Origin of the sequence: Sulfitobacter sp. HI0129 (assembly GCF_001635395.1) — a bacterium.
Lineage (GTDB): Bacteria > Pseudomonadota > Alphaproteobacteria > Rhodobacterales > Rhodobacteraceae > Sulfitobacter.
Map to the genome: position 1 here is coordinate 1 of NZ_LWGH01000452.1, position 6,381 is coordinate 6,381.

6 protein-coding genes are annotated in these 6,381 nt (G+C 62.7%); 4 read left to right on the forward strand and 2 right to left on the reverse strand.

The window, feature by feature from the left end; genetic code table 11:
• Positions 1-99: 99 nt before the first annotated feature.
• Positions 100-3,006 (forward strand): isoleucine--tRNA ligase, encoded by a 2,907-nt coding sequence (gene ileS / locus A3764_RS12330; RefSeq protein ID WP_067919138.1) that lies wholly within the window; start codon positions 100-102, stop codon positions 3,004-3,006.
• Positions 2,984-3,250, forward strand: coding sequence for a DUF3253 domain-containing protein (locus tag A3764_RS12335; RefSeq protein WP_236628185.1), 267 nt, complete (start codon positions 2,984-2,986; stop codon positions 3,248-3,250). Before ileS ends, A3764_RS12335 begins: the two co-directional genes overlap by 23 nt.
• A 21-nt stretch (positions 3,251-3,271) precedes the next feature.
• Here A3764_RS12335 and A3764_RS12340 read toward each other — a convergent pair whose 3' ends face one another.
• Entirely contained in the window at positions 3,272-3,961 is a 690-nt protein-coding gene (locus tag A3764_RS12340; protein WP_443069381.1) for a CDP-alcohol phosphatidyltransferase family protein, read from the reverse strand.
• Positions 3,962-4,157: 196 nt separating this feature from the next.
• On the opposite strand from A3764_RS12340, the gene rpmB reads away from it, so the two are divergent.
• Positions 4,158-4,457, forward strand: a complete 300-nt coding sequence (rpmB, locus tag A3764_RS12345; protein WP_067919144.1) for a 50S ribosomal protein L28 — start codon at positions 4,158-4,160, stop codon at positions 4,455-4,457.
• 120 nt (positions 4,458-4,577) lie between these two features.
• Here the strand turns inward: rpmB and A3764_RS12350 are convergent, their stop codons facing one another.
• The gene (locus A3764_RS12350) at positions 4,578-5,309 is read right to left on the reverse strand and encodes an NAD-dependent deacylase (RefSeq protein WP_067919146.1); all 732 of its coding nucleotides are present in this window, start codon (positions 5,307-5,309) and stop codon (positions 4,578-4,580) included.
• A gap of 95 nt (positions 5,310-5,404) precedes the next feature.
• Here A3764_RS12350 and A3764_RS12355 point away from each other — a divergent pair, with 95 nt between their 5' ends.
• Entirely contained in the window at positions 5,405-6,280 is an 876-nt protein-coding gene (locus tag A3764_RS12355) for a carbon-nitrogen hydrolase family protein (protein WP_067919147.1), read from the forward strand.
• Positions 6,281-6,381: the final 101 nt, after the last annotated feature.

Here is a 6,381-nt window from a genome sequence, read left to right on the forward strand (position 1 = left end):
GTGGGCGTGGCCGCGATGGAGGTCTGCCGCCCGGTTCCCTTCTCTGCCGGGCGCCGTCCGTTTTTCTGAACATTTCCACTTTGCCGAAGGACGCTCCCCATGTGCGCCGACACGCCCCCCGACTATAAAAATACGCTGAACCTGCCGAAGACGGATTTCCCCATGCGGGCCGGATTGCCCAACCGCGAGCCGGGCTGGCTGGAGCGTTGGGAGCGGATCGGCGTCTATGACCGGCTGCGGGAGAAAAAGGGGCGGGAGCCCTTCACCCTGCATGACGGGCCTCCTTATGCGAACGGCAACCTTCATATCGGCCACGCGCTGAACAAGACGATCAAGGACATGATCGTGCGCAGCCATCAGATGATGGGACGGGATGCGCGTTATATCCCCGGGTGGGACTGCCACGGCTTGCCCATCGAATGGAAGATCGAGGAGCAGTACCGCAAGAAGGGCCGGGACAAGGATCAGGTCCCCGTCAACGAATTCCGCGCTGAGTGCCGCCAGTTCGCGGCCTCATGGGTCGATGTGCAGCGCGAGGAGTTCAAGCGGCTGGGGATCACCGGGAACTGGGGCGATCCCTATCTGACCATGGATTTCCACGCCGAGCGCGTGATCGCCGAGGAGTTCATGAAGTTCCTCATGAACGGCACGCTTTATCAGGGCTCCAAGCCCGTTATGTGGTCGCCTGTGGAAAAGACCGCGCTGGCCGAGGCGGAGGTCGAGTATCATGACAAGGAAAGCTTCACGATCTGGGTGAAGTTCAAGGTCGTGGGTGAAAGCGAACTGGCTGGTGCCCATGTCGTTATCTGGACGACGACCCCATGGACGATGCCTTCGAACAAGGCGGTCGTTTACGGCGAGGGTATTTCCTACGGGCTCTATGAGGTTACCGGCACGCCCGACGAATGCTGGGCCGAGGTGGGGCAGCGCTATTTGCTGGCCGATAACCTCGCCGCTGACGTATTCGCGCGCGCCCGGCTTGAAGAGGGCCAGTGGAAGCGGGTGCGCGATGTCCCGGCGGAGGCGTTGCAGGGCCTGCAGTTGATGCATCCGCTCGCAGGTGTCGACGGCGGCAAGGGCGAATGGGACGGGTTGCGCGATTTCCGCGCCGCCGATTTCGTGACGGACACCGAAGGAACCGGGTTTGTCCATTGCGCGCCCTCCCACGGTCTGGAGGAATACGAGCTTTACCGTGACCTTGGCATGCTGGGCGAGGTGATCACCTACAACGTCATGGAAGACGGCCGTTTCCGGGACGATCTGCCGTTCTTCGGCGGGAAGGCGATCCTGAAGCCCAATGGCAAGGAGGGCAATGCCAACGCCGCGGTGATCGACAAGCTGGCAGAGGTTGGCGGGCTGCTCGCGCGGGGTAAGATCAAACACTCCTACCCGCATTCCTGGCGCTCCAAGGCGCCGGTCATCTACCGCAACACCGCCCAGTGGTTCGCCGCCATCGACAAACCCGTGGGCGACGGGCTGGACATGCACGGCAAGACGATCCGTGAACGGGCGCTGACAGAGATCGACAACGTGAACTGGGTGCCCCGGTCCGGTCGCAACCGGCTCTATTCGATGATGGAAGCGCGCCCTGACTGGGTGTTGTCGCGGCAGCGGGCCTGGGGCGTGCCCCTGACCTGTTTCGTGAAGAAAGGCGCCCTGCCGACGGATGAGGATTTCCTTCTGCGCAACGAAGAGGTCAACGCGCGTATCGTCGAGGCCTTCGAGGCCGAGGGCGCGGATGTCTGGTACGAAGACGGTGCCAAGGACCGGTTCCTGAGCGGTATCGTGGACCCCGAGGCGTACGAACAGATCTTCGACATTCTCGATGTCTGGTTCGATTCCGGCTCCACCCATGCCTTCGTTCTGCGCGACCGGGAGGACGGGTCCGAAGACGGCATCGCGGATGTCTACATGGAGGGCACCGATCAGCATCGGGGCTGGTTCCATTCATCCCTGTTGCAGTCGGTGGGCACAATGGGGCGTGCGCCCTATCGCAACGTGGTGACCCACGGCTTCACGCTGGACGAGAAGGGCATGAAAATGTCCAAATCCATCGGGAACACCATCGTGCCCGACCAGATCGTCAAACAGTATGGCGCCGATATCCTGCGGCTCTGGGTGGCGCAGACCGACTATACAGCCGATCAGCGCATCGGGCCCGAAATCCTCAAGGGGGTTGCCGACAGCTATCGCCGGCTCCGCAACACCATGCGATACATGCTGGGGGCGCTTTCCGACTACAGCGAAGATGACCGCATCGCCCCCGAGGACATGCCCGAGCTTGAACGCTTCGTGCTGCACCGGCTGGCGGAGTTGGACAAGACGGTGCGCGAAGGCTATGCCCGCTACGATTTCCAAGGGGTCTTTCAGGCGATCTTCACCTTTGCCACGCTCGACCTGTCGGCCTTCTACTTCGATATCCGCAAGGACGTGCTTTATTGCGATGGCGACACGGTGCAGCGCCGGGCCGCGCGGACGGTGCTCGACATCCTGTTCCACCGTCTGACGACCTGGCTCGCGCCGATCCTCGTCTTCACGATGGAGGAGGTGTGGCTCGACCGCTTCCCTGGGGACGACAGCTCCGTGCATCTTGTGGATATTCCCGAGACTCCGAAGCACTGGCTGAACGGTGAACTGGCGGCGAAATGGACGGCGATCCGCCGTGCCCGGCGCGTGGTGACGGCTGCGCTGGAAGTGCAGCGGACGGAAAAGGTTATCGGATCATCGCTCGAAGCGGCGCCGATCGTGCATGTGGAGGATGGGGGGACTCTTGACGCCCTGCGCGACGTGCCCTTCGCGGATATCTGCATTACCTCCGACGTGCAGCTGACGCAAGATCCCGCCCCGGCGGAGGCGTTCCGCCTGAGCGAGGTGCCGGGGATCGGCGTGGTCTTCGAGAAGGCGCAGGGCGATAAATGCCAGCGCTGCTGGAAGATCCTGCCGGACGTTGGCACGCATGAGCATCCCGGCCTGTGCAAACGCTGTGACGACGCCGTCTCGGAGTGAGATTGCCCAAGAGATCGCGCGCCAGCTTTCGGCGCGCGGTCCCGGCAAGAGCATCTGCCCCTCCGAGGTCGCGCGGGTGCTGGCGGACGACTGGCGCGGGTTGATGGATGAGGTCCGGGCCGCCGCGGGCGAGATGATGCGCGACGGGCGTTTACGCGTTACGCAGGGCGATGCCGACGTGGACCCCGAAGAGGCCAGCGGGCCGATACGCCTGCGGCTTCCACAGGATGAACGGCGCCCATGACACCGGGCAGAGCGATAGCGTTCAGGCGGTAGCGTCGCGCGGCGGAATGATTTGTTGGGCGATGCCGGCGAAGATCAGGTAGATCGAGGTCACGACCAGACCCCAATGCGCCCAGCTTTGCGGATGGAAATCGACCCATGCGGCCCAGCCGGCAAAGAACGTCCAGGCCAGCGCCATTGGCAATGTCACTGCCCGCCAACGCTCCGTCCGGACCGGGTGGACGAATTTCAAAGGCAGGAACATCGTGATCGCAAGGAAGGTCACAAGGATGAGGCTGATCCACCATTCGGGCTTCAGCGCGAAGAGCACCAGCACGAGCATGTTCCAGCAGCCGGGAAAGCCGGAAAAGGAATTGTCCTTTGTCTTCATCCGGGTATCGGCAAAATAAAGCGCACTGGCGAAGGTGATGATGATGATCATCACCCAACCGCTCCAGCCGTCCATCAGCCCGGATTCGAACAGGGCAAAGGCCGGGATGAAGACGTAGGTGAGGTAGTCGATGATGAGGTCGAGCAGAACGCCATCGAATTCCGGCGCATATTGTTTGACGTCGTATTTTCGCGCCAGCGGTCCGTCGATCCCGTCCACGAAGAAGGCGATGACCAGCCACAGGAACATCATGCTCCAGTCCAGATTGACGGCAGCGAGCATCGCCAGCATCGCGAAGACTGCGCCTGTCGCGGTGAACAGATGGACGAAGAGAGCGGACATTTCTTTTGACATGTGCCTGCATCGCAAATCCGCCGCCGGTATGCAAAAGGAAAAGCACGCGTGGCGCTGCCTGTCCGGGTTGACGACTGCGGCGATTCCCACTAAAGCCAGCGGACGAATTCAGGGTCGCCGTGCGCGGCCCCCCTGCGCCATTGCCCGGATCGCCGGCAAGTGGCGATAGCAAAAGGATAAACCCATGTCGCGCCGCTGCGAATTGACCGGAAAAGGCCCGATGACGGGCAACAACGTAAGCCACGCCAACAACCGCACACGCCGGCGGTTCTTGCCCAACCTGAACGACGTGACCCTGCAGTCCGAAGCACTGGGTCGCAGCTTCAAGTTCCGCATTTCGGCTTCCGCGCTGCGCAGCGTCGATCACCGCGGCGGGCTGGACAAGTACCTCGCCAAGGCGAAGGACGCTGATCTTTCCGCCAACGCGCTGAAGGTCAAGAAGGCGATTGAGAAGTCGGGCAGCGAAGCCGAAGTGCTTTCCTGATAGGCGCCTCCCGCGCTTGAAAATTTCGATAGCCCCGGCTGGTTTCAGCCGGGGTTTTTCTTTGTTCCCGTCGCCATGTCTGGGCAGTAGGGCGAGGGGGAACGCAGGCGGGCAGGAGGGCTAGAACGGCAGGTCGGTTCGGGACGCTACCGTGCCCTGTGCCTTGCCGGTCAGTTCTTCCACCCAGCGGGCAACCGTCTGCGATGCGGGGCCGGTGCGATGCTCCGCGAACTGGTTGCCGATCACGGACCGTTCGAGGTTGAATTCGATGGTATGGGCCCCGGCGCGCCGCGCCTCGGAGACGAAGCCCGCCGCCGGGTATACATTGCCGGACGTGCCGATGGAGGCGAAAACCTCCGCCTCTGACAGATGATCGAATATCTCTTCCATCCGGTAGGGCATCTCACCGAACCAGACGATATCGGGCCGGGCGGTGGGCTGTGCGCAGCGGGGGCAGGCGTCGCCCACCTTCATGACCGAGGGGGCTTCCCAGCGGTGCCCGCAGGTGGCGCAGAGGGCTGATTTCAGGCTTCCGTGCATGTGGATGACAGCGCGGGAGCCGCCCCGTTCATGCAGATCATCCACGTTCTGCGTGACGACCAGCACCTCCCCGGGGAAAGCCTCCTCCAGACGGGCGAGTGCGCGGTGTGCCGCATTGGGTTCCGCCTTTGCCGCCTGAGCGCGGCGGGTGTTGTAAAAGGCGATGACCGTTTCGGGGTCGCGCGCATAGCCTTCGGGGGTGGCGACATCCTCCACCCGGTGCTGCGCCCAGAGCCCATCTTCCGCCCGGAAGGTTTCCAACCCGCTTTCGGCGGAAATGCCCGCGCCCGTCAGTATCACGATCCTGCTCATCCGATTGCCTTTCCGCCCGGTTCCATGCAATTCAACCAGCAAGTACCGGAGCGTGCAAGCGCCGCCCCACGCACCGTTTTCCGCCGGAGGCTTTCATGAAAATCGCAACTGCCGCCTATCCGCTCGACGTGCTGCAAAGCTGGTCGCACTACGAAGACAAGCTGTCCGGCTGGGTGGGGGAGGCTGCCAGGGAGGGCGCGGATTTGCTCGTCTTTCCTGAATACGGCGCGATGGAGCTTGCCACGTTGGCGGGACAGGAAGTCGCCGGTGATTTCGAAGCATCGCTCTACGCAGTGTCGGACCGTATGGCGGATGCCAATGCGCTGCACTTTAGGCTCGCGGCTGAACATGGCGTTCATATCGTCGCCGCCTCAGGGCCTGCAGCCACGACGGAAAGACCGGTCAACCGCGCCCGGCTGATCACACCCTCGGGCAAGATCGGTGTGCAGGACAAGCAGATCATGACCCGTTTCGAGCGGGAGGAATGGGGCGTTATCGGCGGCGGGCCACTGCAGGTCTTTGATACCGAACTGGGCCGCATCGGCATTCTGATCTGCTATGACAGCGAATTTCCCCTCTTGGGGCGGGCCCTGCGTGATTGCGATATCATCTGCGTGCCCAGCGTGACGGAAGCCATGGCGGGATACTGGCGCGTGCGCATCGGCTCGATGGCGCGTGCGTTGGAAAATCAGTGCGTTACCGCGATGTCTTCGGTTGTCGGACCGGCGTCATGGTCCGACGCGCTGGGGGATTCCTTTGGCGCGGGCGGCATTTTCTGCCCGCCCGACACGGGATTTCCCGAAACCGGCGTGCTGGCCGCAGGCGATATCTGTGTGCCCGGCTGGACCTTTGCCGAAGTGGACCTTGCGCAGGTTGCTCATGTCAGGGCAGAGGGGGTCGTGCTCAACCGGGACCACTGGGCCGACCAGACCGGCCGTGACGGGACGGCGATAAACGTCACCTTGCGTTGAATCGCACTTGAAATACCCCTTAAATGTGCCCATCTAGGCCTGCGCCCCGAGTCCGAGGGCGGATAGGTAGAAGGAGAAACCATGGCCAAGGAAGATACGCT